Source organism: Pseudomonas sp. RT4P38, from assembly GCF_054897765.1.
On record NZ_CM142703.1, the window covers coordinates 927,871 to 950,472 of the forward strand.

The window sequence follows — 22,602 nt, forward strand, 5'->3', positions numbered from 1 at the left end:
GATGTGGTCTTCTTTTCGCGTAGGTCATTTCCTAAGTTGTACTTCGGCACTCTACTCGGCCAACTCTCTCGGAGAGAATCCCCGGCCGCCCCTCCTGTAGAGAATCGCCGATGTTCGATCCAGTCAACGAGCCGTCATTTCGTCTGGATGTAGCAGGTCTGCCCGACTCCTTTGAGGTCTTGGCGTTTACCGGTCGAGAAGCGATCAGCGAGCCTTTTGTGTTCGACGTGGATCTGCTCATCGATGACCTGACACTCGACCTTGCAAGCCTGCTGTACCGCCCGGCCTTTTTGCGCGTCGGGCCTGCGGGAAACGGCTTCCACGGACAATTGCATGGACTCGTCCAGCATGACCATGACCCGGCTGTCAGGCTCTGTCGCATACGTCTGAGGCCGAAGCTGGCTTGCCTTTCCCTGCGCTTCAGTCAGCGAATCTTCAGCGCGCGCTCCGTACCGCAAATCCTTGATCAGGTGCTCAAGGAACATGGCATTGTCGGCAAGGATCGTCGTTTCGAGCTGAGTGGCGATTACCCGGCCCGTGATTTCTGTACGCAGTACCGGGAATCGGACCTGCAATTTCTCCAGCGCTTGTGTGCCCAGGAACAGCTTCATTACCACTTCGAACACCGTGCGGACGCGAGCTGCGTGGTTTTCGGTGAGGGTCAGGGGCATTTTCGCCTCGGTGAACATGCACGTTTCCAGGTCGAGCGCGAGCAACCGGCAGTGCGCCAATTCGAGCTTCAGGGAGGACGACGAACCCCGCAAAGTGCCGAAGGTCGTTCGGATCTGACGTCGCTGCGCAGTGGTCAGCTGATGCCGCTGTCCGACCATCCGATCGCCGACTGGAATCATCTCTGGCTGCTGACCCATGTCGAGCATCAGGGGAGCCAGGATCCAATGGCCCCCTACAGCAACCAGATCCGCGCGGTTCACTGGGAGGTGCCTTTTGTGTCGCCTCACTCTGCAGTGAAACCAACGATGCACAGCCTGCAACGGGCTTGGGTGGTCGACATCGATGAATCGCGGCCTGATCCGTCCAGACCGGTTGCCGTGCAATTTGACTGGCTCTATCAGGGCGAGGGTGCGGCGCCCAGTCACTGTTGGCTGCCGTTGGCCGCTGAACTGGGGGGCGCGGCAGTCACGCAGTTGAGTGAGGGGGCTGAGGTCGTGGTGAGCTTTATCGAGGGTGATCCGGATCAGCCGTTGATCACCGGGTTTATTCACATGCCTACGCCTGTTCAAGAGGCTAAAACCCCCGTCACGCCCAATGATTGCCCGCCCATTGAAGGCCTGCAGGGATGGCTGCAGGGATGGCTGCAGTCGGGCGAGCCCTTGATGTTGCTGTGCCTGCTGCCCGGTGGTGGCAGTTTCAGCCATTGCACGCAAACCCTTTGCACCTGCCGGGCAGCGATGCGGTTTGGCCAGAGCGGTGCGGCATGATCGCCGCGACCCCGCAATGGTTATTGCTGGATGTACCGGGTGCGCCACAGGCTCGGGCGGCGCTGCAACAGAAGTTTGCGCATGCCCGGTGGTTCTGGTTGTTCGAAGGCACTGAGTGGCATGCATTGCGTGAAGTCGGACCGGCCCTGATCGACCTTCGGACATGCCCTGCGCTGGCCGGGTTGTGCCAAAGCGAAGCGTTACTCTGGCGAGGCTTGCTGGTCGCCAGTGAGACGTCGTCGTCGCAGTTGCTGGCGCATTTGCGCCGGATGCTCACGGTCACTTTCGACTCGCATCACCGGGCCTTGTTGAGTTACTACAACCCACATACCGCCAGTTACTTTTTTGATGCCTGCGATGCGCTGGAGCTGAGCCGCTGGCTGGGTCCGATCAGCCAGTTGCGCTGGTTCGGCGGGACCTGGGCCGACCGCGCAGTCGGCAGTCAGGGTTGGCAACAGTTGGTCAACCCGAGGCTTACCGTCAGCCCTTTGGCGGCTGAAGAAAACCTCAGCCCTCGTCATCGGGAAAAACTGCAAACCTGCGTGTTGGAACAGCACACTTGGCACTGGAGCAAATCTACCGGGACCGAATACCACACGCTGTGGTCCCACGTGCAAGAAGGGCTGGCGCTGGGTTTCAGCGAACGTCGGGTGCTCGATGGCTGGTTATGGCTACGCTTGCAGTACCCTGGCGCGTTCCCTGCGCAACCGTTGCCGGGCTTCACCCAACAGGAGCGTCTCGATAACCTGCGCAATCTGTGGCAGAACGATCAGCCCTGAACACGAGGTTCGACATCGATGGCGAGCACGCTCCGGCGGCTGTCCAGCTTGGCAATCGGCGGCGTTTTGGTGAGGTCACGGCCTTCATCGAAGCCACGCCGACTCAGTGAGCGTTGCCTGCAAACCAGCCGTCGCTCTTGTGCAGATACCAGGCAAAAGCGCCGAGGGTCAGGCTGCGCAGCAACATGAACAACAGAAACGTTATCCACAATCCATGGTTGCCAAAACCTTTCAACACCCAGGCAAACGGCAGTAACAGAATCACCGTCAGCAGCATGCCGTTGCGCATTTCCCGGGCACGGGTGGCGCCGATAAACAGCCCGTCGAGCAGGTAACTCCAGACCGCGATCAACGGCAGCGTCGCGAGGTAGGGCAGGTAGATAAACGCTGTGTCGCGCACGCTCTGAATGTCGGTTTGCATCTCGATAAACAGATGCCCGGCGAACAGGAACAGCACGGCAAAACCCAGACTCGCCAGCAACGACCAACCGCAGGCCACCACCAATGAGCGGCGCAGAGACCCTCGATCGCGAGCACCGATGGCATGCCCGCAAAGGGCTTCCACGGCGTGGGCCAAACCGTCCAGCGCGTGTGCAGTCAGCAACAAGCCATTGAGCAGCAACGCGTTGGCGGCGACGGTGGCATCGCCCAGCCGCGCGCCTTGCACGGTGATCAGGAAAAACACCGATTGCAGCGCCAGGCTGCGGATGAAAATGTCGCGATTGACCGCCAATAGCGGCCGCCAGCTCTGCCACAGCGTCAGCGCGGCCCAGGCGATGTGGCCGGGATAGGCGAGCAGGGCGTTGCGGGTCATCAGAAGGCCGATCAGCGCGCCGGTCCATTCGGCGATCACCGACGCTCGGGCCGAACCGACCACGCCCCAATCCAGCCCGAGGACGAACCACAGGTTCAGCGCGATATTCACCAGGTTGGTGCTCAGCAGAATGGCCAGCGGCGCCCGGGCGTTCTGAGTGCCGAGGAACCAGCCGACCAGCGCATAACTGGCCAGCGCTGCCGGCAGACCGAACAGGCGGGTGTGGAAAAACTCGCGGGTCAGTTGATCCAGCTCCGCCGACGGCTGCATGAAGTGCAGCGCGACGCCGCTCAACGGGACACCCAGTACTCCCAGGACAATGGCCAGGCCCATGGCCAACAACAGACCCTGCAGCAAAATCTGCCGCAACGCCGCGCCGTCCCCACGCCCGGCGGCCTGTGCGGCGAACCCGGTGGAGCCCATGCGCAGAAAACCCATTGCCCAGGCGAGAAAGGTATACAGGCTGGCCCCAACCGCGACGGCGCCCAACTGATGAGCGTGGGGCAAGTGGCCGATGACTGTACTGTCGACCAACGCCACCAGCGGTACGGAAATGTTCGAGAGAATCATGGGGGCAGCGAGCGCCCAGACTCGACGATGGGTTGGGCGGTCGCGCCAGTCGGCGATCAGGTTGGACATGCAGGCTCCTTGGGGGAGCGGCATTGTAGCGACACATTGGAAGTCTGCAGCGATCCATTGTGGGAGCGAGCTTGCTCGCGATGGCGGTCTGACAATCAACATGGATGGTGAATGTGCCGGCCTCATCGCGAGCAAGCTCGCTCCCACAGGGATGGGTGGTGTTAGTGGATTATCCAACTCAACAACCAAAGCCCCAACAGCAACCAAATGATCCCCATGATGATCGACGCATTCATGAACGCCCGAATCGCCGACCACAACAGCATCAACCCAAGAATCAACGCGATGATGCTGATGATTGACGTGTCCATGCCCAGCGCACGGGACAGCCCTTCGACAAAGTTGCTGCCAGCGTGGCTCAACAGATTGAACAAGCCACTGAGGCCGTCAACGATGAAACGGATAACCGAACCGAGTGCCTGGCCGAGCCATTCGAAAAAACTTTCTACCTGCATGTCGTGAGCGTCCTTGATGAAAGTGGTGGCGTGGTTGCCGGACTTGAGCCTTGGGCTATCGAGCAGGGTGCCGAGTTCCCTCCAAGCATAGTGGTTTTGCAGCGCTTGCCGCTTGCCTTCACTCCTCATCCCCCCGAAGCTATACGCCTTCAGGAGAGCCCGATGAACCTTGTTGAACTGACCGAACGCCTGCACGCCATCCGTGACCGCAATGACTGGCGGCAATTTCACAGCCCGAAAAACCTGGCGATGGCCGCGAGCGTGGAAATGTCCGAGCTGGTGGAGATTTTCCAGTGGCTGACCGAAGACCGGTCGCGCCAGTTACCGGCTGACAAACTGGCCCATGCCGGGCAGGAAATCGGCGACATCGTGCTCTATCTACTGCTGCTGTGCAGCGAGTTGGGATTGGACATGAATGAAGTGGTGCGCAGCAAACTCGCGGACAGCGAACGGAGGTTCAGCTGATGAGCGACCGTCATTTCGATCAGCTGGCGACCCGCTTCGCCGAAAAAATCTATGGCGGTGCCAAAGGCGCGATCCGTCTGGCGGTGCTTCAGGCCGACCTGGCCGAAACCTTGCCGGACCGGCCGCTGCGAGTCCTGGACATCGGCGCCGGCCTGGGCCACATGTCGTTGTGGCTGGCCCAGCGCGGTCATGAGGTCACGCTGGCCGAACCCGCCGAACCGATGCTCGAAGGCGCCCGCCAGCGCTTTGCCGACGCCGGGCAAACAGCGACGTTCATACAGGCGCCGTGGCAGGAACTGCTCGGCCAACTCACCGAACCCTACGACCTGGTGCTGTGCCACGCCGTGCTGGAATGGCTGGCCGAACCGCATGCGATCCTGCCGGTGCTGCATCAATTGACCAAGCAGGATGGCTGGTTGTCCCTGGCCTTCTACAACCGCGATGCGCTGATCTATCGCAACCTGCTCAAAGGCCACTTCCGCAAGATGCGCAAGAACGACATGGCCGGTGAAAAGCAAAGCCTGACGCCGCAGCAGCCCCTTGATCCACGTGAACTGGCGGCGCAACTTGAGGGCCTGTGGCAGGTCGAAACCCAGAGCGGGGTTCGAGTTTTTCACGACTACATGCCGGTGGAATTCCAGGCCCGCGCCGAACTGGTGGATTTGCTGGAAATGGAACTGGCCCACCGTCGTCACCCAAGTTTTGCCGGGCTTGGGCGCTACTTGCACTGGATCTGTCGGCCGGTCTGATCGGAGCGCGAAATGAACAGTCGTTCGGGGTTATTGGTGATCTGTCTCGGGTTGGCGGCCTGTCAGGGCAGCAATCCTTATGTGGCGTCATCCAACCCCTTGCCACCCGCGCCGCCTCAGGCGGCCAACACCTTTGACCGCAGCGCCTACCCGGCGCCGCCGCGTGACTACGGGCGCTACCGCAGTTGGGCCTGGCTCAACGGGCAGCTGCCGCCGGGCAGCGCCTGGGCGGATTCGGCGCAGGTCGCCGAAGCCGTCAGCAATGCCCTCGATCAACGAGGCTTGCGCCCGCTGCACGACAATCGCCCGGCGGATCTGTTTGTCAGCGCCGACCTGCGCCTGGAAACCCGCGTGCGTCAGGTTCGGGACGACTATGGTTATTACGGCGGCGGTTATGGCGGTTACAACCGCTACGGCAGCGGTTACGGCATGTACAACACCGTGCCGATCGTTCGGACTTATCAGGAACAGGTCGTGGTGGTGCGGGTTGATCTGTTTGATGCCGGCACCGGTCAACCGGTGTGGAGTGCCAGCGCCGAAACCAGCAACCGAGGCAGCCAGAGCGAGCGTGCCGATGCGATACGGGAGGCTGTAGAAAAGGCGATGTCGGCGTATCCTCCTGGTTAGCTTCTGTCGTTAAGAAGCATTGCGCAGGTTCATGTCTTCTACCGGAGAAATACCATGTTCCGCCGTCTCGCTTTACTGGCTGTGGCCGTGCTGCTCAGTGCCTGCGCCAACCAGGTCAATCATGACTTCGATGCCAGCCGCGACTTCGCCGCCTATCGCAGCTGGAGCTGGAAAGAACCCGCCCTGCAATATCGCCCCGATGACCCACGGATCAAGAGCGACCTGACTGAACAACGCATACGCCAATCAGTGACCGATCAGCTGGATCAGCGTGGCCTGCGTCCGGCTGCGGGTGGCCAAAAGGGCGATTTGAGCGTGCAGACCTATCTGATCGTCGAACAGCGCCAGCAACAAGTAACCACCCACTACGGCGGCGGCGCTTGGGGTAATCCATGGAACGGCTACTGGGGTGGGCCGATGTACAACGAAACCCGTAACGTCAGCTACAAAGTGGCGATCATCCAGATCGACCTGCTGGATGGCAAGGACGGCAAGCTGGTGTGGCGCGGCAGTGACGAGCAGATGCTCAGCAGTACGCGCAATCCGTCTGATCGCGCCAATGCGATACGTGAAACAGTCGGGCGAATCCTCGCCAACTATCCACCGAAATAAACACCACCCAACCACTGTGGGAGCAAGCTCGCTCCCACAGTGTTTTTTGTTGTCCGCAATGGCATGTTGCCGGCAGTTCAGCCAAGTGTTGTCTACACTGCTGTTCATCCATGGAGGTAGCCCTCGACTGTGCACCGGCAAAGGAGTGCGTGATGTCTCCCCGTTTGCAGTTTCGCAGCCCGTCCCGGCAACGGGGGGCGATCGGTTTGATGGCGGCCCTGACATTGGGCATGGCCCTGATGTTCTTGCTGATTGTGGTCGACAGCGGTCGTTTATACCTGGAAAAACGCGACCTTCAGCGCGTAGCGGACATGGCCGCACTTGAGGCGTCCACCCGAGGGGGTGATTGCGCCGCGGGCAACACCGCCACCGTCTATGCCACCGCCAGCGCAAACCGCAACGACTTCACCCTTCCTGACCCCAATCGCAATCTGCTGGTCGCTTGCGGCGCCTTGACCCTGGATGCCAATAACCTTCGAGTATTTGGCGCCGACCCAAGCAAGAGCGAAGCCATTCGGGTGATCGCCAGCCATCCGGTCCAGCAGAGTTTCGCCGGCGGTGTCGGCGCCCTGTTCGGTGGCGCCCCACGTGGAGCGACTATTAACCTGACGGCCACCGCTGTGGCCGCATTACCGCCACCCCTGGCTTCGCTGACCATCCGCAGTACGGCGCTGAGCGTCGATACCAGCAAGTCCGCCACCCTCAACGCGCTGTTTGGTGGTTTGCTGGGCGGCAATGTCAACATCACTGTGGCGGGCTGGAACGGGTTGGTGAACACCAACATCAGCCTGCTCGGTTACCTTGACCGATTGAAGGTCGACCTTAACCTCAGCGCCGCCGGGTATGACCAGGTGCTGGGCACTACCGTTGCCGTCAGCCAACTGATCCAGACTGTCGTCAATGTGCTGGACCCTGGCGGCACGCTCGGCGCGACGGCGACAATTGGGAGTTTGCAGGCGCTCAAGGTCGCGGCTGGCACGACGACGGTGGTACTCGGTAACCTGCTGCACGTCGAGACTGGCAGCAACATTTCGGCGCTGGCGACCCATCTGAAGGTGTTCGACCTGATCGAAGCTGTCGTGCAACTGGCCAACAAGAAAAACGGCCTGGTGGCGACGTTGCCGATCAACCTGGCGGGCCTGGCGCAAATCACCGCCCGGGTGCAGGTGCTGGAGCCTGCGCAGCTGTCGGCCATCGGCAATCCGAAAAACGCCGCGCTGGCGCCATTGGGGCCCAACCGCATCTATGTGCGAACTGCCCAGATCAGGACATTGCTGTCGATCGACTTGCCGGTGCTCGATTCCATCGTGGCGCTGATCAATGCGGTGGCTGATCTGGCAGGCCCGCTGACCAACACACTCAACGCCTTGCTCAATCTCAACCTGGTGGGAGTGCTCAATTCACTGACCTGTGCCTTGCTCGTGCCCTGTCAGACTCCCGACATCATCGTGCTGCCGCCACCGATACGTATCGACGTGGCGCTGGACGTTGCCAGCGCCAACAGCTATGTCACTGCCTACAGTTGCGTCAGTACCACCAACAAAACCCTGACCACCAACACCAGCACTTCGCTGGTAAATCTGAAGATCGGCAAGATCGACCCAGCCACCGCTTTCGGCAGCAACACCACGCCACCGGCGGTAGTGGTGCAGCCGTTGAAGGTGATCGATATCGGGGTGAAAACCTGTCTGAGGATTCTGTTCCTGCCCATTTCCTGCGACCCACGGATTCCGGGCGTCGGCGGCGGCATCAGTATCATGGCCGACACGACCGTGGCGCAGAACGCCAACATGCCCCACGTCTATTCTGCACCGCCGGCCACCAGCCTGCCGGAGATCAACCAGCCACCGTTCTACTATTCCTATTCCACCAGCAATATCGTCAGCAGCCTTACCGACACGCTGACCAATATCAAGGTCAACATGTACGGCCCGACGGGCAGTCTGGTCGGTGGTCTGGGAGCAATCCTCAGCAGCGTCACAACATTGCTGGTCAACGCGATCAACAGCGTGCTCAGCCCGTTACTCGACACCTTGATCAACACGCTGCTGCTCAGTCTGGGAATCGATCTGAACAAAGTCGATGTCGGTGCCAACCTCAGCTGTCACTCAGGACGAGCGACGCTGGTGATCTGATCGTCGGCGGCAATCGGCAGTTCGATACAAAACCGTGCGCCCTCGACCGAGTTTCTAACGCTCAGTTTTCCGCCCATGTTCTCGACGATGCCGTAACTCACCGATAACCCGAGCCCGGTGCCGACACCCACGGGTTTGGTGGTGAAGAACGGTTCGAAAATCCGCTCCAGCAGTCGTGGATCGATACCACCGCCGTTGTCCTCGACCCACAGCCGCACCGACTGCGCATCTCGTTCGACGTACACCGAGATCCACGGCTTGAACTCGCGGTCGGCCTCGCGTTTACCGAGCAACGCATCCCGCGCGTTAACCATCAGATTGATCAACACCTGTTCGAGTTGATCGACATGACCGCGCACCTGCACGTCGAATCTGGTGTCGCTGACCCGCAGATCGACCCCTTTGCCGCGCATCCCTTCGGCCAGCAGCGACAGCGTGCCTTCGATGGCTTGCGCCGGATTGAACGGATGCTGCTCGATCTCCGAGCGGCGGCCAAACACCCGCATGTGATCCACCACCCGGGCGGCGCGCTGCACCTGGGCATCGATGCGGTTGAGCTTGTCGGTCAGGTAATCGATTTGTGCATCGCCGTTGCTCAGGCGCTTGAGCACATTGACGATGGCCATGCGCATCACGTTCAGCGGCTGGTTGATTTCATGGGCCAGCCCCGTGGCCATTTCGCCAAGGGTGGCCATTTTGGCGCTCTGGGTGAGCTGCTGCTGGGCGCGGCGGACCTCGGTGTTGTCGCGGCCCACGGCCTGAATCTCCAGCAAGCGGCCGTCCTCATCAAACACCCCGCGATCCGACCATACCCACCAGGCATGTTCCCGTCCCGGCAGTTGCAGATTGATTTCCGCGGTGCTGACCGGGAACTCCGGGCTGAGTCGGCTGAGCCGCTGGAGAAACGCTTCGCGCTGTTCCTGCGACATCCAGGTGCCCAGATTCACCCCTGGCAATTGCTCGGGCTGGCACTCCAGATACGTCGCCAGCGGACGGTTGCCGAAGGTCAGGGTCAGGTCGGGGCGGTAGCGGCAGATCATCGCCGGCGAGTCTTCCACCAGGATCCGGTAACGTTCTTCACTTTGTTTCACCTGCTCGGCGGCCAGGGTCGCTTCGGTGACGTCGAGCCACAGGCCGACGGCTTCCACCGGCAGGCCAAGGTCATCGCGCAGCAGTCTGGCTTCATCGAGCATCCAGTGGTAATCGCCGCGACTGTCGCGCAACCGGTAGCGGGTGCGTACCGAACCTTCTCGCAACAGGCGTCGGGTGCGCTCGAAATACTGATCGCGGTCCTCGGGATGAACCCTTTCAACCAACGTCCCCGCCGCGCAATCAGCCAGTGTCCAGCCGAGCAGCGGCAGCAGGCTGTCACTGAAAAACGTCGGTTGCAGCGCACCTTCGACGTAGCGCTGCACGTAGATCACCGCCGGTGAACTGGCGATCAGATTGTCCAGTCGGGCATGGGCCGCTGCAGCGTTTTGCTCCTGGTTTTTGATGTCGCTGATGTCGAGCATGAAGCCCACCAGTCGCCGGTTTTTGCCGACACCCAGGGCCTGTCCCTGAAGGCGATGCCAGTTCGGGGTTTGTGCCAGGCGCACGCACAGCAGCAATGGGGTGCCTTCGTCCTGTAAGGCTTGCAGGCGACTGCTCAGCTCTTCACGGTCGGCGGGATGCACCTGATCAAGCCAGTCGTGTAGCGGCAATCGGGCGCTCGAAAGGTTGAGAGTACTGGCCAGCGACGGCGCCAATTGCACCTCGCGAGTGTCGCTGAACACTTCCCACCAGCCGGTGCCGAGCAAGGCTTGCAACGACTCCAGCCGCTCCAGTTGCAGTTGGTGCCGGTGCTCGCGCAAACGCTCCAGCAACGGGCCCGCGAGCGCGGCGGCGAGCTGCAACCAGTCGCGATCATTCATGTCGGGTGCATGTTGCTGCACCGGATAAAAGCCACACAGCAACCAGGCGACCACACCTTGCGCATCGTGATAGGGCACCGCGAACCCTTCGGCATTACCGAAGGTGCCTTGCAAGCGGGGATGTTCACCGGGGGGCAGGCATTGCGGCGCAGAGCCGTTCAGACTGTCGAGGCCGGTGCCCAGGCGCTGAGTGTTTTGCCACAATCGGGGCGCATCGAACGCTGCGTAATGCTGATGGATCTGCCAGCCTTCTTCCTGTTCATCGAGCAGGGCCACCGCGACGCATGGAATACGAAAGCGCTGAGTCAGGCCTTGCAATTGTTCTACAAGCACCTCGGGCAAGCGCGTCAGGCTGCACAGGCGTAACTGCTCGCCGATCTGCGTCGCGAGCAACTGGCATTGCTCGCGGCTGCGTGATTGTCGGCGTTCGAGCAACAAGTCACCGATGTCCAGTAACTGCAACAGCCAGGCATCGGCTAACGGCTGGACCCAGCCGCGCAGGTGCAGGGGTTGTCCGCTGAGGCTGTAGAAATCCAGATCCAGCGTCTGCCCCAGCCAATCCGCAGGCGAGCCTTCAACGGCGAGGCAGCTGTGGGGCATGAGGAAATCGAGTAGGTGCGGTGCTTGCGCAGCGGGCTTCTGCTGGGCCAGCACATGCCGCAGCGGGCCGGTCAGGTGAATCACTCGACCTTCGGCATCCAGATGCACCTGCAAGCCGACACTTTGCACGCTCAGGGAGTCTGGCGTGTCCAGCGGCTGAGGCGGATGGCGGTTAAGCAGGCGGCCGAAGAGTTTGTCTGCGGAACTCAAAATTGCAGGCTCGAACTGGCGGTGAGAGTCGCCGGCAGATTGGGCACTTGGCCAATCCCCGGCAGGTTCAGAAACGGGATGACCTGCTGCAGTTTGCTGGTGGGGTAGTTGATGCTGACCTTCAACACCCCGCCCACGTAGGTGGCGCTGGCGTCGGTGGCGATATTGAAATTCAGTGCGGCGGGAATCCAGGCCAGCTGCCGGCTCAATTCCGTGGTGGCGACGGTTTTTACCGCGGTGTCGTACCCGGGGGTGCTCGGGTCCAGTGCCACGCTTCGGCGCACGGCTTCGGCGGTCGACTGGTTGAACGATTGCATCAGCAACAGCGGCAGACTGTACGTGACAATCCCATAAAACACGGCGAAAAAGATGAGGAACACCAAAGCGAATTCAATCGCTACAGCGCCTTTTTGCTTGCGGGGGAGGCCTGTTTTCATGACTGCGTCTACCCTGTCCTTCACTACGTGATATCAGCATAGAATCATTCAGCCAAAACGGACGTTTTTTACGGATGCAGAACTTTGTCCTACTGATCTGGCTGACGCTATGCGCAGCACAGGATGCTCGAGAACGGCACATTGCCAATGGCCTGACCCTTGGCGCAGGAGTGTTGGCGCTGGCCTATCTGCTGTGGACAGGCACCACCTGGCTGGGGGCCGAGGCGGTGCAGGGCGGTTGGGCTTGTTTGCTTGCGCTGGCCTTTACCTTGCCCGGTTATGCGCTCAGACGTCTGGGCGCAGGCGATGTGAAACTCATGACCGCCCTGGGGCTGGCGACGGACGGTATGCACCTGCTCGGCGTGTTCATTGGCGCCGGATTGACCAGTGTGCTCTGGCTGCTGCTGGCGCCAAGAGTCTGGCTTCATATGGGTCAGGGGCTTAGGCATCATCTTCGATATCTGGAGCCTGGAATGTCAAAGAAACAGCCTTTTGCGCCCTTCGCGCTTGTGGGCCTGTTGCTCACACTCGCCTGGTTTCACTAGTCGCCCGTTCTATGTACAGAGTCGGATAGTACGTCTACTTTCAAACCAGTAGTTGTACCGCCTGTGGCTGTCGGTACAGGAGTGGTCAGCAGGGAGTTGCACGTGAACAAGCCTACCTCGGCAATGAAAATCCTCGTGGTTGACGATCAGCGGCTGATCGTTGAGCAGCTTTGTGAATTTCTTGAGCGCAATGGTTATCGCTGTGTGCCTTGCGAGTCCAGCCGGCAGGCGGTCGAGCGTTTCAGTGAGGACGAGGCGATCGGCCTGGTGCTCTGTGATTTGCACATGCCCGGCCTGGACGGGATTCAATTGGTTCAGACGTTGCAGCGGCTATCCGGCAAGCACCGGGCGTTCGAGGCGATCATGCTCACCGGGCGCGCGGACAAACAGGATGTGATCAAGGCGTTGCGGGCCGGGTTTGCCGATTATTATCAGAAGCCGATTGATCTGCATGAGTTGCTCGACGGGATTGCGCGTCAGCAAGTGGCGTTGCAGGAGCGGCTGAGGAGTGTGCAGCTGGGGCATTTGAATCAGAAGCTGCAGTATCTCTCCGAGTCGATCGATGATCTGTATCAGGATCTGGATAAGGTCCGGCGTGGGCCGTCGTCCCCGGATGCTTCTGATGACGATGTCAGTGCTGTGGATCGGGTTGAGATTCCGGCGATTTTCAGTCATCTGTCGCCAAGGCAGTTGGATGTGGCGCGGTTGGTGGGCAAGGGGCAGACCAATTATCAGATTGCCTGTGAGTTGGGGATTACCGAGAACACGGTGAAGCTTTATGTGTCGCAGGTGTTGCGGTTGACGCATATGCATAATCGGACGCAGTTGGCGCTTGCTTTGACGCCCATTCAGTCCGGGTTGCGGCAGCGGGTCACCGCTCGATAAAAATGTGGGCGCTGGCTTGCGTGCAATGGCGGCCTGACAGCCGACCTGTATTTGGTTGATTGCGTACATATCCGTTGCTGCGGTAACGGCCGCTTAGGGTTTCGCCCTTACGGCAACTCACTTTTTTTACAAACGCCTAAAAAAAGTAAGCAAAAAAACGCTCGCCCCGAGCGTCCGGCCCCTCGCCTAGGCTCGGCGTTCCTTCGCTCCGGCATTCATCTGGGGGCATCGCCTCCGGTTGGCTTCGCTTCAACCTCCTCTCGATGTGTTCGACTGCGTCGAACGGCGCTTCGCGCCTCCCCCCAGATGAACACCTCCACTCAGCCTCCCGAAGGGGCGGGTGGTCAAGATCAAGATCAAGAGCTGCAGGCGAGCTAACGCTCGGCCTGTTGAGTGGTGAGAAGCGCAAGGTGTACCCGATTTATTGTGGGAGCGAGCTTGCTCGCGAAAGCGGCAGTTCAGGCACAACAAATCCCGGATCAAGACTACCCCCCGTCCCACCGTCCACCTGCCCGCTCTCATACTGATCAATGTGAGAAGCGAAAGGCGTACCCGATTTATTGTGGGAGCGAGCTTGCTCGCGAAAGCGGCAGTTCAGGCACAACAGATCCCGGATCAAGACTACCCCCCGTCCCACCGTCCACCTGCCCGCTCTCATACTGATCAATGTGAGAAGCGAAAGGCGTACCCGATTTATTGTGGGAGCGAGCTTGCTCGCGAAAGCGGCAGTTCAGGCACAACAAATCCCGGATCAAGACTACCCCCCGGTCCCACCGTCCACCTGCCCGCTCTCATACTGATCAAAGTACTCCGGGATCTCATGCTGATAGCTTTTTAGCCACCGCTGCATGCTCAGCTCGCGCTCGGTCGCGGTTGAGGTTTGCGGTTTCTGGGAAGCCGCCTTGTTACTGCGTTGCAGTTGCAGCCAGCCTTCGGTTTCCTGCTGTTGGGGCGAGGCGGGGCCGGCGTCGATGGCGTGGGTGGTGAGGGGCAGGGCCAGCAGGCCGAGGCAGTAGAGGGCGGTCGGTTTCATCAGGGCTTCTCCCTATTGAAGGGGCGATGTGGCGACGGCGGCAACGTGGTTCGTGGCCGTCGGGCCGGGCTTGCTTGGGGTCTTGAGTCTTTCTGCGCGGGCCTGGGCTTCGGTGACCTGAGCGGGGCTCAGGCCGAGGCGGCTGACCAGTTCGGCGGCGCGGCTCCAGTCGTCCTGGTAGATCAGCAGCGTCACCAGATTCAACGCCGCCAGCTGATCACTTTGCTTGAGCTCCATGGCCGTCAGAAATTCGAAGCGCGCATCCTCGACGCGTAATTGATTGAGGTACACCACGCCCAGGTCGTTGCGGATTTTCTCGTCGGTGGGCGCTAGCCGTGCGGCCCGTTGCAAGTGGGCCTGGGCCATGCCGTTGTCGCCCCTGGCGGCGGCGAGTTGACCCAGGCCGTGTTCGGCTTCGGCGGCCAGGCAACTGCCGAGCAGGCTGCGGTATAACGGTTCGGCTTCGCTGCGGCCCAGCAGTCGATAAACCTTGGCCTTGCGCAGGCGCACATCCGCCAGGTTGTCGGGCAGGCTTTGCAAGTTAGCGAGGCTGGCGTGCAGTTTGCCGTCATTGGCCATGTCATCGGCGAGGTTCAGCGACAGCTGTTCATCGGACGTCAGCTTGGCGCAACTGGCGGTGTTGGTCAGGGCGCTCCAGGGTGTCGCGCCGTTACTCGCGCAACCGCCTAATAACAACAGACTCAACCCGGCAATGATGGCTTTCATATCGTTCCCTCTAGGAAGCAAAGGCCCGGGACAGGGCGGTGAAGCCCGGGCCGGCCAGTACGATCAATAACGCCGGGAAGAGAAACAGCATCATCACGACGGACATTTTGGCGGACATCTTGGAGATGTATTCCTGCAGGCGTGTCAGGCGCCGGTCATCGAGCAGTTGCTTGAGCGCCAGCAGGGATTTCATCGCGCCGCCACCCTGATGGATCAACTGCTGAAGGATGACGCAGGTGTCGGTGAACTCATCGACGGCCAGCAGGCGAGTGGCCTTGTTCAGTTCTTCGCCCAGTTCCAGGCCGGAATCGACCCGGGCCAATACCAGACGCAACTCATGGGTAAGGGCCGGCAATAATTGTTTGCCTTCAATGCTCAACACTCGCAGCGACTGCTCTACCGCCATGCCCGATTCGAACAAGATGCGCAGCAGCGCAATGAAGGTGGAAATCTCGGTCGCCAACTGTTTTTGCCGGCTCTGGGCGGCTGCGGTCAAAAGGCGTTTTGGGAGCAGGTAGCCGATGCCGGTGGCAAAGGCGGGGATGAGCCATTGGTTGTCCACGTGCGGGAAAAATACCCCCTGGACCAGCAAGCTCAGGGCCAGTGCCAACACCGGGGCGCCCACCTGGAAGGCCGCGAACAGCGAGCGTCGCCGAGCGCTGCGCCAGCCGAGGCGATTGAGCAGGGTTTGGGTTTCATTATCCAGATTGACCGAGCGTTGGCCGATCCGGCTGCTACCCAGCACCTGCAGCCAGTGACCCACACGGTCGTCATTCAGCCGTTTGCCGTCCAGCCGTCGGGCCACCTGACGAGCCCGTCGCTGCTGTTCCAGCAAACTGCCGAGCAGTAATAATGTAGCGCCCAGAAACAGCAGCGCGCTGATCAGCAGAGGCATTTTCATACGCTGCGCAACATGCGCCAGAGCGCCAGGCTGCCCACCACCTGCAGGCCGAACGCTGTCGCGAGCATGATTTGCCCCGAATCGTCGTGCCACATGGCGAGCAAGTAGAGGGGGTTGGTCGCCAGGAAATAGCCGGCCAGACCAATCGGCAAACAGCCCAGGACCCAAGCGGTCACCCGGGTTTCACCGGTCATGGCCCTGAGTTGGCGCGCAGCCTGCTCGCGCTCACGGATCATCTTGATCAGGTTTTCCAGTAATTCGCTGGCATTGCCGCCATAGCGGTGATTGACCTTTAAACCGAGTGCGAACAGGCGAAGTTCGTCTTTCTCATACAGCTCGGCGAGGTCAGAGGCGGCGTCCGGCAGGCTGACCCCCAGCTGCACGTTGCGCTGAACACGGCCCATGGCATTTTTCAGCGGATCTTCGGCGGCGTCGATGGCGCCCAGCACCGCATCGGCCAGGGTCCGCCCGGACTTCAGGCTGCGCACTGTGTGATCGAGCATTTGTGGCAGTTGTTCGATCATGCGCTGGAGTCGGCGCTGATAACGCCAATTGACATACAGGCGCAGAATCAGCGGCGGCAGCAGTAACAGAACCAGCAAGCCGATCCAGCCACTGGTAGCAAATCCGAGCAAGATGCCAAAGGCCCAGAGCAGCAACCACACCCCCAGTCGTTCAGTGGGACGCCCGAGGCCGGCGCGCAAAAAGGCCCGCTCCACACCCGACCAGGACGATTTTGCCACCACTGGCTCCGGTTGCCCCTGAGTCAGACGGCCCAGCACACGCTCGGTGCCGGTCTGGCGCAAACCGTTGTAGAACAGGCGGATCGACAGCCCGAGCAAGATCAGGCAAACGAGAATGAGCAGCAGCGGTTTGAGCATGCTGTGGCCTCAGTACGCAGAGGGAGAGAGCGCCGACTCACGGCGCAGTTTGTCGCCCGCGGGGTTGACCGCCTCACGCATAAAACCGAAACCGCTGCGCCGGTCGAGCCGGAACAAGGTATTGGTGACATAGACGTCATCGCGGATGCCGACTACCTCCACCACCTCGCTGACGCAGCGGCGGCCGTCGGGCATGCGCGTCAGCTGGATCACTACGTCCAGTGCGGCGCAGATCATTTGCCGCAGGGTGCGTTCGGCGATGGTGCGTCCCGTCAGGCCCACCAATGTCTCCAGGCGCAATAGCGCATCCTGGGCGTTGTTGGCGTGCACGGTGCTCATGGAACCGTCGTGGCCGGTGTTCATGGCGGTGAGTACGTCCAGCACTTCGACGCCACGAATCTCGCCGAGGATGATTCGGTCCGGGCGCATCCGCAAGGCGTTGCGAATCAGGTCACTGGCCTTCACTTCGCCGTGGCCTTCGGCATTCGGTGGTCGGGTTTCCAGACGCACCACGTGAGGGTGGCCCAGTTGCAGTTCGGCGACGTCTTCGATGGTGACGATTCGCTCGTGAGGGTTGATCAACTGGCTGAGAATGTTCAGCAGCGTGGTCTTGCCGGTGCCGGTGCCGCCGCTGATCAGGATGTTGCAGCGCTTGCCCACGGCCTCCTGAATGAAGTCGAAGATCGCCTGATCGATGGTTTGCATCGCCATCAGGTCGGAGCTTTTGAGCATGTCCTTGCGAAACTTTCGAATCGACAGGCAAGGGCCGTCGAGGGCAATCGGTGGAATGATCGCGTTGACCCGGCTACCGTCGGGCAGTCGGGCATCGACCATCGGCGACGACTCATCAAGCCGTCGGCCGAGGGGCGCGAGGATCCGTTGCATAACCCGTTCGACGTGATGCGCATCGATGAAGCGCAGGTCGCTTTGATGCAGTACGCCGTCGCGTTCAATGAATACCCTGAGCGGGCCGTTGACCAGAATCTCCGTCACCGCCGGGTCCCGCAGCAGCACTTCCAAGGGGCCGAAACCGGTGAGCTCGTCGACGATTTCTTCGGCCAGACGCTCCATTTCATAGCGGGAAATGGCCAGGTGCAGCCGGGCGATGTACTCGGCAATCTTGTCGATGACGAACTGCGAGAGCACCTGCCGCGAACCCTCCAGCAGGTTTTTGCCGGACTCCTCGATGGCGTCGATGATGTAGCGGTGCAACACCAGTTTCAGACCTTCGTGGTCAGTGTTGCCGCTGGTTGTGCGTACGGGGGCGCCGAAGAGTTTTTCACCGCTCATTGCGCACCCCTCAAGCGGTTGAACCAGCCAGACTTGGGCTTGGCCAGGCTCTCGGAGCGCTTGGCCAATTGTTCGCCGAGGGCGCGCAAGCTTTGAGTCAGGCCTTCGCGGGGGGCCAGTTCAAACAGAGTCACACCTTGGTTCTTGGCGTTAAGCCGCACTTCCGGGCTGTAGATGAGGGTCGCGATGATCTCCATGCCGAAGCTTTTGCCCAGGGTATCGGAGTCCGGTGAAACGTTGCGCAGGTAGCGGTCCACCAGCAGTCTGGCGTGATCGAGCTTCATGCCTTTTTCACGCCACAGGTTGAGTACCGCCAGGTTGCGGCGGCAGTCGAGTACGTTCTGATCGGTGTACCACAGTAATTTGTCGCAATGGCTGACGAAGGTGCGCAACGCTTCGCTGTCCGGCTGGCCGGTGAGGTTCACCACGATGTGCTGGAAGTGTTGGCGCAGGGCGCTGAGCAGCATGTACAACTCGGCGGCGCTGGTGTGCTCCAGCGGATCATCGTCGCTGGCGTAGGCGAGTATTCGCAACCCGGCGTCGCAGCTTGTGAAAGCGCTATCAATCAGCGTGGCGTCCAGACGCCGCAGGTGTCGCAACGCATCGCCGAAATGAAACGAACTCTCCAGCCCGAGCAAGGCCAGGCTGTCACCCCGAGGCAGGCCCAAGTCCAGCAACAGCGTTTGCTGACCACTCTTCTGTACCACCTGCGCCATGTGGTTGGCGATTAACGCGCCGTCGGCGTTGCTCTGCACACCGTAGAGCACGGTCAGGCCACCGAGTTGGGTGTTCGGGGCCACCGGCGGCAGGCGTTTGCTCAGCCGTCGCACCAACCCCGCGACTTCACTGGAACGCGAACCATAGGCCACGAAATCCCGTGCACCGGCGCGCATGGCATTGAGCACGAGTTGGTTGTCCATGCCGTCGCCCAGCGCGACGATAGCCAGCATCGGCTTGGCTTCCAGGGCACCTTCGATCAGTGCGCTTTGGGCCACCACGTGTTCGCGGTCCAGGCCGACGAACACCAGGCTGGCGAAGGTCACGTCCACCAGCGCCAACAGTTCGTCGAGGCTGCCGCCGCCGGCGCTGACCACCTGGCCCAACGGGGCGAGGGCGCCTTGCAGCCACTCAAGGTCGGTGCTGTTGCGCGTGATTGCGAGGAAGGTCTGGCTCAGGTTCTGGCTCATTGCGATAATCCGCTGCGTTTATCGAAGTTGCCGTTTTCGAGGAAGTACAGGCGATACCAGTTGGGGTCGTAGTTGCGCAGTTTTTCACCCGGCAACGACGGCAGTTGTGCGTTGGCAGCCAACGGTTGGACCAGGTGCGGCGTGACGATCATCAACAACTCACGCTCTTCGCGGTTGACCGATGAATTGCGAAAAAACGCACCGAGAATCGGGATATCGCCCAGCCCCGGAAACTTGCTGACCTGCGAGGCATTGTGGGTGCTGATCAAACCGCTGATGACGAAACTTTCGCCATCGGCCAGGGAAATACTGGTGTCGGTGCGGCGAATGGTGAACGCCGGAACGGTGGTGCCGCCGATGGTCACGCCGTTGTTGTAATCCAGTTCGCTGACCTCCGGCGCCACTTTGAGGACAATGCGGTCGTGACTGACCACGGTCGGCGTCAGCGTCAAGCGGATGCCGAATTCCTTGTATTCGATGGAGTAACTGTTGCTGTTGGCGCTGGGCACCGGAATCGGGATTTCACCACCGGCCAGGAAACTGGCGCTCTGCCCGCTCAGGGCCACCAGGCTCGGCCGCGCCAGGGTGTAGGCAAAGCCGCTGCCCTCCAGCGCATTGACGATGCCGAGAAATTTACTGCTGCCACCGCCCCAGACAATGTTGAAACTGTCGTTGAGCAACGGGATGCTGGGCACCGCGATCCGCGGATCAATGTTGAACAGCGGCACCACGCCCGGCGTCACGCCGGTATTGGGTACCGTGCCGGGCGCCCCGAAGAGGAAATTGTTGGAGCCCTTGCCGAAAATCGACGTGCCGGCCTCTTTCAGTTTGGTCCGGCTGACTTCGACGAAACGAATGTCGGTCTGTACTTGCGACGGTAGCAGGGGGTCATCAGAGGGTAACCGTGTAGCGGTGGTCATCGCCGCGGTGGCCTTGCCCTGAACGAACACCATGCTCTGGCGCGGAGCACTGGCGCAGGCGGTCCAGACCATCAGGCTGGTGGCGCCGGCGGCCACTCCGGTGAGTAGAAACGCCTGATTACCGTTGACTCGCACATCGGCGATTTTCGGGTCACCCACCGCCACCCGAGTGATCGCCACCGGTGATTGCACCTCCTGTTGCAGCCCTTCACCGACTTCCAGCACCGCAGGCAACGAACCCAGCGCGGCGCAGTTGCCGACGGCTGCGAACGTTACGCCGAGCGGCAGACCGCCCAGCAAAGAGACCCAGAGCAGGCCTTGGAATATGGGCATGGAACGACTGCGCATAGATGCGTCCTTGCTCGACTCAGGGAATTTGTTGGGTGATTTCATTGCCGCGGATGACTTCCACGCTCGATTTGCGCGGTGCTGCGCCGCCGCTCGTGGCGACTGGTTTGGGTGGGGGCGTCATGGTCAGTTGGCTGAACTGGATCAACTCGCGGTTGGCACTGGCGAGGTTGGCCGATGAATCGCTTTCGCCGGCCCAGTAACGAGCCAGACGTTTTTCATCGGCGCTGCGTACGGCAAGGCGCAACACGCCGGTCTGGGCCGCCAACATCAGGCGACTCAATAGTTGTTCGGGGACGGCAAGCAAGACGCTGCGGGCGCTGGCGCGCAATTGTTCCTGCCTGAGTTTTTCTTCGTTGCTGCGCGCCGGGCTTGCGGGTTGACCATCGTTGGTCAACCCCATCTGTTCGCCCACCCCGAGTACCCGCAAGGCCGGCACCACCAGTTGAGCCGACGGCTGAAGGTTGTTGTTGTCCATGCGCAGAAACAGCAGCACATCGACATAGTCCCCCGGTGTCAGTTGCCCACCGGCATTGATCACTTCATCCACCGCCACCGCGAGGGCGCGTTCATCGGGACGAATCATCCGCGCCAGTTTGCTGCCGGCTTCGAAGCTTTCATCATTGAGCCAGCTGCCGGCAGTGAGGGCGCGCCAGGGCGTACGGCCAATCGCTTGATCGAGGCGGGTCAAGCTGCCGGCGGGGGCGGTGCGGAGTTTTTCCAGGGCAACGTCGGCGGCAGTAATCGGCGCGAATGGCGGCACGTCATGAAGGAGTACCACCACCGGTTGGCGGGTGGTGTCTTCCACCGGCGCAGGTGTCGGGGCCGTGGGCGCGGTCGAGACAACGCTGGATTGCACGACAGGCTCGGGAACGGGTTGGCGGCTCAGCGTGAGGCCCCAGTAACCGGCAATGATGGCGCCCACCAGAAACAAACCGGCCAGGCCCAGAGTGATACGACTGTTCATGACGGCTCTCCCTTTCCTGCTGCTTGAGACCCCGTCACATCCAACGAGACAACTTCGCAATCAGGCAGCTATGAACATGGAACTATTTCGCTATTTGAAGGTAGCTCAGCTAGAGCAAAACGCCATTACTGGTCTGAAAATAACTAACGAAAGTAAGTATCTAGGGCGAAAATGTGACTTTTTTGGCGTCAATGAAACACCTAATACTTTAGTGATAATTCGTTCTTACAGTTGTGGGTACGGGGAATGCCGACAATGCTGATGCTGGCAAAGGCGAATCATGTTGCGGCCGTGCAACACCCGTCGTCGTCCAGGAGAAACGCCATGTCCTTTACGAAAATTGCTCAGAAGATCAAATCCGAAATCGCTTTTTACAAAAGCCTGGCGAAAGATACCGAGGGTGCCTCGGGTATCGAATACGCCATTATTGCGGGCATGGTGGCAGTCGCTGTAGCGGCGTTTGTGACGCCGATCTCCGCGGCTATCACCACCATGTTTACCACCATCCAAGGCGCGCTTTGACCTGCCTGCTGTCAATGGTCAGCTACTTGCCAACCCCGCAAAGGGCTTCTAACGTCAGCGCTTAGTCCATTGCAGGTGTTGCCCATGAACTCTCCCACACTCCCACGCCAACAGCTTCTTCTGGTCGATGATGAGGAGGATGCGTTGTTGGAGCTGGCGGAGTTGCTGGAAGGCGAGGGCTTCAATTGCTTTACCGCCACCTCGGTCAAACTCGCGCTGCAACATCTGACGCGCCATCCCGATATTGCATTGGTGATTACGGATCTGCGGATGCCGGAGGAGAGTGGCATGTCGTTGATCAAGCGGTTGCGTGAACATACGTCCCGGCAGCATTTGCCGGTGATTGTGACGTCGGGGCATGCGGATATGGAGGATGTCAGTGACATGTTGCGGTTGCAGGTGCTGGACTTGTTTCGCAAGCCGATTTATCACGTGCGGCTGTTGGAGACACTTAATAATCTGTTTCCGCAGCCTCAAGCGGGACTCGTTGGGACCTGACTTTTTGAGGGTGTACAACCACTGC

The 22,602-nt window shown here is 60.5% G+C and carries 23 protein-coding genes; 11 read left to right on the top strand and 12 right to left on the bottom strand.

Translation table 11 applies throughout. The features are described 5' to 3' along the window. The first annotated feature begins 110 nt into the window (after positions 1–110). Together ACYZT7_RS04170 and ACYZT7_RS04175 are read left to right on the top strand one after the other, a co-directional pair. On the top strand, positions 111–1,439 hold the full coding sequence (locus ACYZT7_RS04170) for a contractile injection system protein, VgrG/Pvc8 family (RefSeq protein ID WP_462040061.1): 1,329 nt from the start codon (positions 111–113) through the stop codon (positions 1,437–1,439). Then, a complete protein-coding gene (locus ACYZT7_RS04175) occupies positions 1,436–2,218 on the top strand; it encodes a DUF4123 domain-containing protein (RefSeq protein WP_462040062.1) in 783 nt (260 codons plus the stop codon). Before ACYZT7_RS04170 ends, ACYZT7_RS04175 begins: the two co-directional genes overlap by 4 nt. Positions 2,219–2,321: 103 nt before the next feature. Here ACYZT7_RS04175 and ACYZT7_RS04180 read toward each other — a convergent pair whose 3' ends face one another. Then, entirely contained in the window at positions 2,322–3,671 is a 1,350-nt protein-coding gene (locus ACYZT7_RS04180) for an MATE family efflux transporter (RefSeq protein ID WP_462040063.1), read from the bottom strand. 161 nt (positions 3,672–3,832) lie between these two features. Further along, positions 3,833–4,126 carry a hypothetical protein gene (locus tag ACYZT7_RS04185; RefSeq protein WP_109627794.1) on the bottom strand — a complete coding sequence of 98 codons (294 nt, stop codon included), beginning with the start codon at positions 4,124–4,126 and terminating at the stop codon, positions 3,833–3,835. 162 nt (positions 4,127–4,288) lie between these two features. Here ACYZT7_RS04185 and ACYZT7_RS04190 point away from each other — a divergent pair, with 162 nt between their 5' ends. From ACYZT7_RS04190 to ACYZT7_RS04210, 5 genes are all read left to right on the top strand, one after another. After that, the gene (locus ACYZT7_RS04190) at positions 4,289–4,591 is read left to right on the top strand and encodes a MazG-like family protein (protein ID WP_462040064.1); all 303 of its coding nucleotides are present in this window, start codon (positions 4,289–4,291) and stop codon (positions 4,589–4,591) included. Continuing rightward, on the top strand, positions 4,591–5,340 hold the full coding sequence (locus tag ACYZT7_RS04195) for a methyltransferase domain-containing protein (protein ID WP_462040065.1): 750 nt from the start codon (positions 4,591–4,593) through the stop codon (positions 5,338–5,340). The genes ACYZT7_RS04190 and ACYZT7_RS04195 overlap by 1 nt, the downstream gene beginning before the upstream one ends. A gap of 12 nt (positions 5,341–5,352) precedes the next feature. Then, positions 5,353–5,967, top strand: a complete 615-nt coding sequence (locus ACYZT7_RS04200) for a DUF4136 domain-containing protein (RefSeq protein ID WP_462040066.1) — start codon at positions 5,353–5,355, stop codon at positions 5,965–5,967. 54 nt (positions 5,968–6,021) lie between these two features. Continuing rightward, positions 6,022–6,579 carry a DUF4136 domain-containing protein gene (locus ACYZT7_RS04205; protein ID WP_462040067.1) on the top strand — a complete coding sequence of 186 codons (558 nt, stop codon included), beginning with the start codon at positions 6,022–6,024 and terminating at the stop codon, positions 6,577–6,579. A 152-nt stretch (positions 6,580–6,731) separates the two neighbouring features. After that, positions 6,732–8,714, top strand: coding sequence for a pilus assembly protein TadG-related protein (locus tag ACYZT7_RS04210; RefSeq protein WP_462040068.1), 1,983 nt, complete (start codon positions 6,732–6,734; stop codon positions 8,712–8,714). Here ACYZT7_RS04210 and ACYZT7_RS04215 read toward each other — a convergent pair. Both ACYZT7_RS04215 and ACYZT7_RS04220 read right to left on the bottom strand, forming a co-directional pair. Then, positions 8,684–11,437 (bottom strand): PAS domain-containing sensor histidine kinase, encoded by a 2,754-nt coding sequence (locus ACYZT7_RS04215; protein WP_462040069.1) that lies wholly within the window; start codon positions 11,435–11,437, stop codon positions 8,684–8,686. The two genes, ACYZT7_RS04210 and ACYZT7_RS04215, sit on opposite strands and share 31 nt — an antisense overlap. Next, entirely contained in the window at positions 11,434–11,874 is a 441-nt protein-coding gene (locus ACYZT7_RS04220) for a TadE/TadG family type IV pilus assembly protein (RefSeq protein ID WP_449645821.1), read from the bottom strand. Before ACYZT7_RS04220 ends, ACYZT7_RS04215 begins: the two co-directional genes overlap by 4 nt. A 74-nt stretch (positions 11,875–11,948) precedes the next feature. Here ACYZT7_RS04220 and ACYZT7_RS04225 point away from each other — a divergent pair, with 74 nt between their 5' ends. Next, positions 11,949–12,419, top strand: a complete 471-nt coding sequence (locus tag ACYZT7_RS04225) for a prepilin peptidase (protein WP_462040070.1) — start codon at positions 11,949–11,951, stop codon at positions 12,417–12,419. Positions 12,420–12,521: 102 nt separating this feature from the next. Continuing rightward, positions 12,522–13,304, top strand: a complete 783-nt coding sequence (locus ACYZT7_RS04230) for a response regulator (protein ID WP_462040071.1) — start codon at positions 12,522–12,524, stop codon at positions 13,302–13,304. A 757-nt stretch (positions 13,305–14,061) separates the two neighbouring features. Here ACYZT7_RS04230 and ACYZT7_RS04235 read toward each other — a convergent pair. Genes ACYZT7_RS04235 through cpaB form a run of 8 tightly spaced genes read right to left on the bottom strand, consistent with a single transcriptional unit; the run spans position 14,062 to position 21,557 of the window. Further along, a complete protein-coding gene (locus tag ACYZT7_RS04235; protein WP_462040072.1) occupies positions 14,062–14,337 on the bottom strand; it encodes a DUF3613 domain-containing protein in 276 nt (91 codons plus the stop codon). 12 nt (positions 14,338–14,349) lie between these two features. Next, positions 14,350–15,063, bottom strand: coding sequence for a hypothetical protein (locus ACYZT7_RS04240; protein ID WP_462040073.1), 714 nt, complete (start codon positions 15,061–15,063; stop codon positions 14,350–14,352). A gap of 10 nt (positions 15,064–15,073) precedes the next feature. Further along, complete coding sequence (locus ACYZT7_RS04245) at positions 15,074–15,964, bottom strand: type II secretion system F family protein (RefSeq protein WP_462040074.1); 891 nt, start codon at positions 15,962–15,964, stop codon at positions 15,074–15,076. Continuing rightward, positions 15,961–16,845: a type II secretion system F family protein gene (locus ACYZT7_RS04250; RefSeq protein WP_462040075.1), complete on the bottom strand. Its 885-nt coding sequence runs from the start codon at positions 16,843–16,845 to the stop codon at positions 15,961–15,963. Before ACYZT7_RS04250 ends, ACYZT7_RS04245 begins: the two co-directional genes overlap by 4 nt. Before the next feature lie 9 nt (positions 16,846–16,854). Then, entirely contained in the window at positions 16,855–18,135 is a 1,281-nt protein-coding gene (locus tag ACYZT7_RS04255) for a CpaF family protein (protein WP_462040076.1), read from the bottom strand. Beyond that, entirely contained in the window at positions 18,132–19,322 is a 1,191-nt protein-coding gene (locus ACYZT7_RS04260; RefSeq protein ID WP_462040077.1) for an AAA family ATPase, read from the bottom strand. The genes ACYZT7_RS04255 and ACYZT7_RS04260 overlap by 4 nt, the downstream gene beginning before the upstream one ends. Next, positions 19,319–20,590 (bottom strand): type II and III secretion system protein family protein, encoded by a 1,272-nt coding sequence (locus ACYZT7_RS04265; RefSeq protein WP_462040078.1) that lies wholly within the window; start codon positions 20,588–20,590, stop codon positions 19,319–19,321. The genes ACYZT7_RS04260 and ACYZT7_RS04265 overlap by 4 nt, the downstream gene beginning before the upstream one ends. Positions 20,591–20,609: 19 nt before the next feature. Continuing rightward, on the bottom strand, positions 20,610–21,557 hold the full coding sequence (gene cpaB, locus ACYZT7_RS04270; RefSeq protein WP_462040079.1) for a Flp pilus assembly protein CpaB: 948 nt from the start codon (positions 21,555–21,557) through the stop codon (positions 20,610–20,612). A 324-nt stretch (positions 21,558–21,881) separates the two neighbouring features. On the opposite strand from cpaB, the gene ACYZT7_RS04275 reads away from it, so the two are divergent. After that, a complete protein-coding gene (locus tag ACYZT7_RS04275) occupies positions 21,882–22,079 on the top strand; it encodes a Flp family type IVb pilin (RefSeq protein ID WP_462041736.1) in 198 nt (65 codons plus the stop codon). An 84-nt stretch (positions 22,080–22,163) separates the two neighbouring features. After that, on the top strand, positions 22,164–22,577 hold the full coding sequence (locus ACYZT7_RS04280) for a response regulator (RefSeq protein ID WP_462040080.1): 414 nt from the start codon (positions 22,164–22,166) through the stop codon (positions 22,575–22,577). Positions 22,578–22,602 lie beyond the last annotated feature (25 nt).

Excerpts from the sequence above, each read along its gene's own strand:
- ACYZT7_RS04170 (WP_462040061.1), top strand. The coding sequence starts at position 111 with ATGTTCGATCCAGTCAACGAGCCGTCATTTCGTCTGGATGTAGCAGGT.
- ACYZT7_RS04175 (WP_462040062.1), top strand. The coding sequence starts at position 1,436 with ATGATCGCCGCGACCCCGCAATGGTTATTGCTGGATGTACCGGGTGCG.
- ACYZT7_RS04180 (WP_462040063.1), bottom strand. The coding sequence starts at position 3,671 with ATGTCCAACCTGATCGCCGACTGGCGCGACCGCCCAACCCATCGTCGA.
- ACYZT7_RS04185 (WP_109627794.1), bottom strand. The coding sequence starts at position 4,126 with ATGCAGGTAGAAAGTTTTTTCGAATGGCTCGGCCAGGCACTCGGTTCG.
- ACYZT7_RS04190 (WP_462040064.1), top strand. The coding sequence starts at position 4,289 with ATGAACCTTGTTGAACTGACCGAACGCCTGCACGCCATCCGTGACCGC.
- ACYZT7_RS04195 (WP_462040065.1), top strand. The coding sequence starts at position 4,591 with ATGAGCGACCGTCATTTCGATCAGCTGGCGACCCGCTTCGCCGAAAAA.
- ACYZT7_RS04200 (WP_462040066.1), top strand. The coding sequence starts at position 5,353 with ATGAACAGTCGTTCGGGGTTATTGGTGATCTGTCTCGGGTTGGCGGCC.
- ACYZT7_RS04205 (WP_462040067.1), top strand. The coding sequence starts at position 6,022 with ATGTTCCGCCGTCTCGCTTTACTGGCTGTGGCCGTGCTGCTCAGTGCC.
- ACYZT7_RS04210 (WP_462040068.1), top strand. The coding sequence starts at position 6,732 with ATGTCTCCCCGTTTGCAGTTTCGCAGCCCGTCCCGGCAACGGGGGGCG.
- ACYZT7_RS04220 (WP_449645821.1), bottom strand. The coding sequence starts at position 11,874 with ATGAAAACAGGCCTCCCCCGCAAGCAAAAAGGCGCTGTAGCGATTGAA.
- ACYZT7_RS04225 (WP_462040070.1), top strand. The coding sequence starts at position 11,949 with ATGCAGAACTTTGTCCTACTGATCTGGCTGACGCTATGCGCAGCACAG.
- ACYZT7_RS04235 (WP_462040072.1), bottom strand. The coding sequence starts at position 14,337 with ATGAAACCGACCGCCCTCTACTGCCTCGGCCTGCTGGCCCTGCCCCTC.
- ACYZT7_RS04240 (WP_462040073.1), bottom strand. The coding sequence starts at position 15,063 with ATGAAAGCCATCATTGCCGGGTTGAGTCTGTTGTTATTAGGCGGTTGC.
- ACYZT7_RS04245 (WP_462040074.1), bottom strand. The coding sequence starts at position 15,964 with ATGAAAATGCCTCTGCTGATCAGCGCGCTGCTGTTTCTGGGCGCTACA.
- ACYZT7_RS04250 (WP_462040075.1), bottom strand. The coding sequence starts at position 16,845 with ATGCTCAAACCGCTGCTGCTCATTCTCGTTTGCCTGATCTTGCTCGGG.
- ACYZT7_RS04255 (WP_462040076.1), bottom strand. The coding sequence starts at position 18,135 with ATGAGCGGTGAAAAACTCTTCGGCGCCCCCGTACGCACAACCAGCGGC.
- ACYZT7_RS04260 (WP_462040077.1), bottom strand. The coding sequence starts at position 19,322 with ATGAGCCAGAACCTGAGCCAGACCTTCCTCGCAATCACGCGCAACAGC.
- ACYZT7_RS04265 (WP_462040078.1), bottom strand. The coding sequence starts at position 20,590 with ATGCGCAGTCGTTCCATGCCCATATTCCAAGGCCTGCTCTGGGTCTCT.
- cpaB (WP_462040079.1), bottom strand. The coding sequence starts at position 21,557 with ATGAACAGTCGTATCACTCTGGGCCTGGCCGGTTTGTTTCTGGTGGGC.
- ACYZT7_RS04275 (WP_462041736.1), top strand. The coding sequence starts at position 21,882 with ATGTCCTTTACGAAAATTGCTCAGAAGATCAAATCCGAAATCGCTTTT.
- ACYZT7_RS04280 (WP_462040080.1), top strand. The coding sequence starts at position 22,164 with ATGAACTCTCCCACACTCCCACGCCAACAGCTTCTTCTGGTCGATGAT.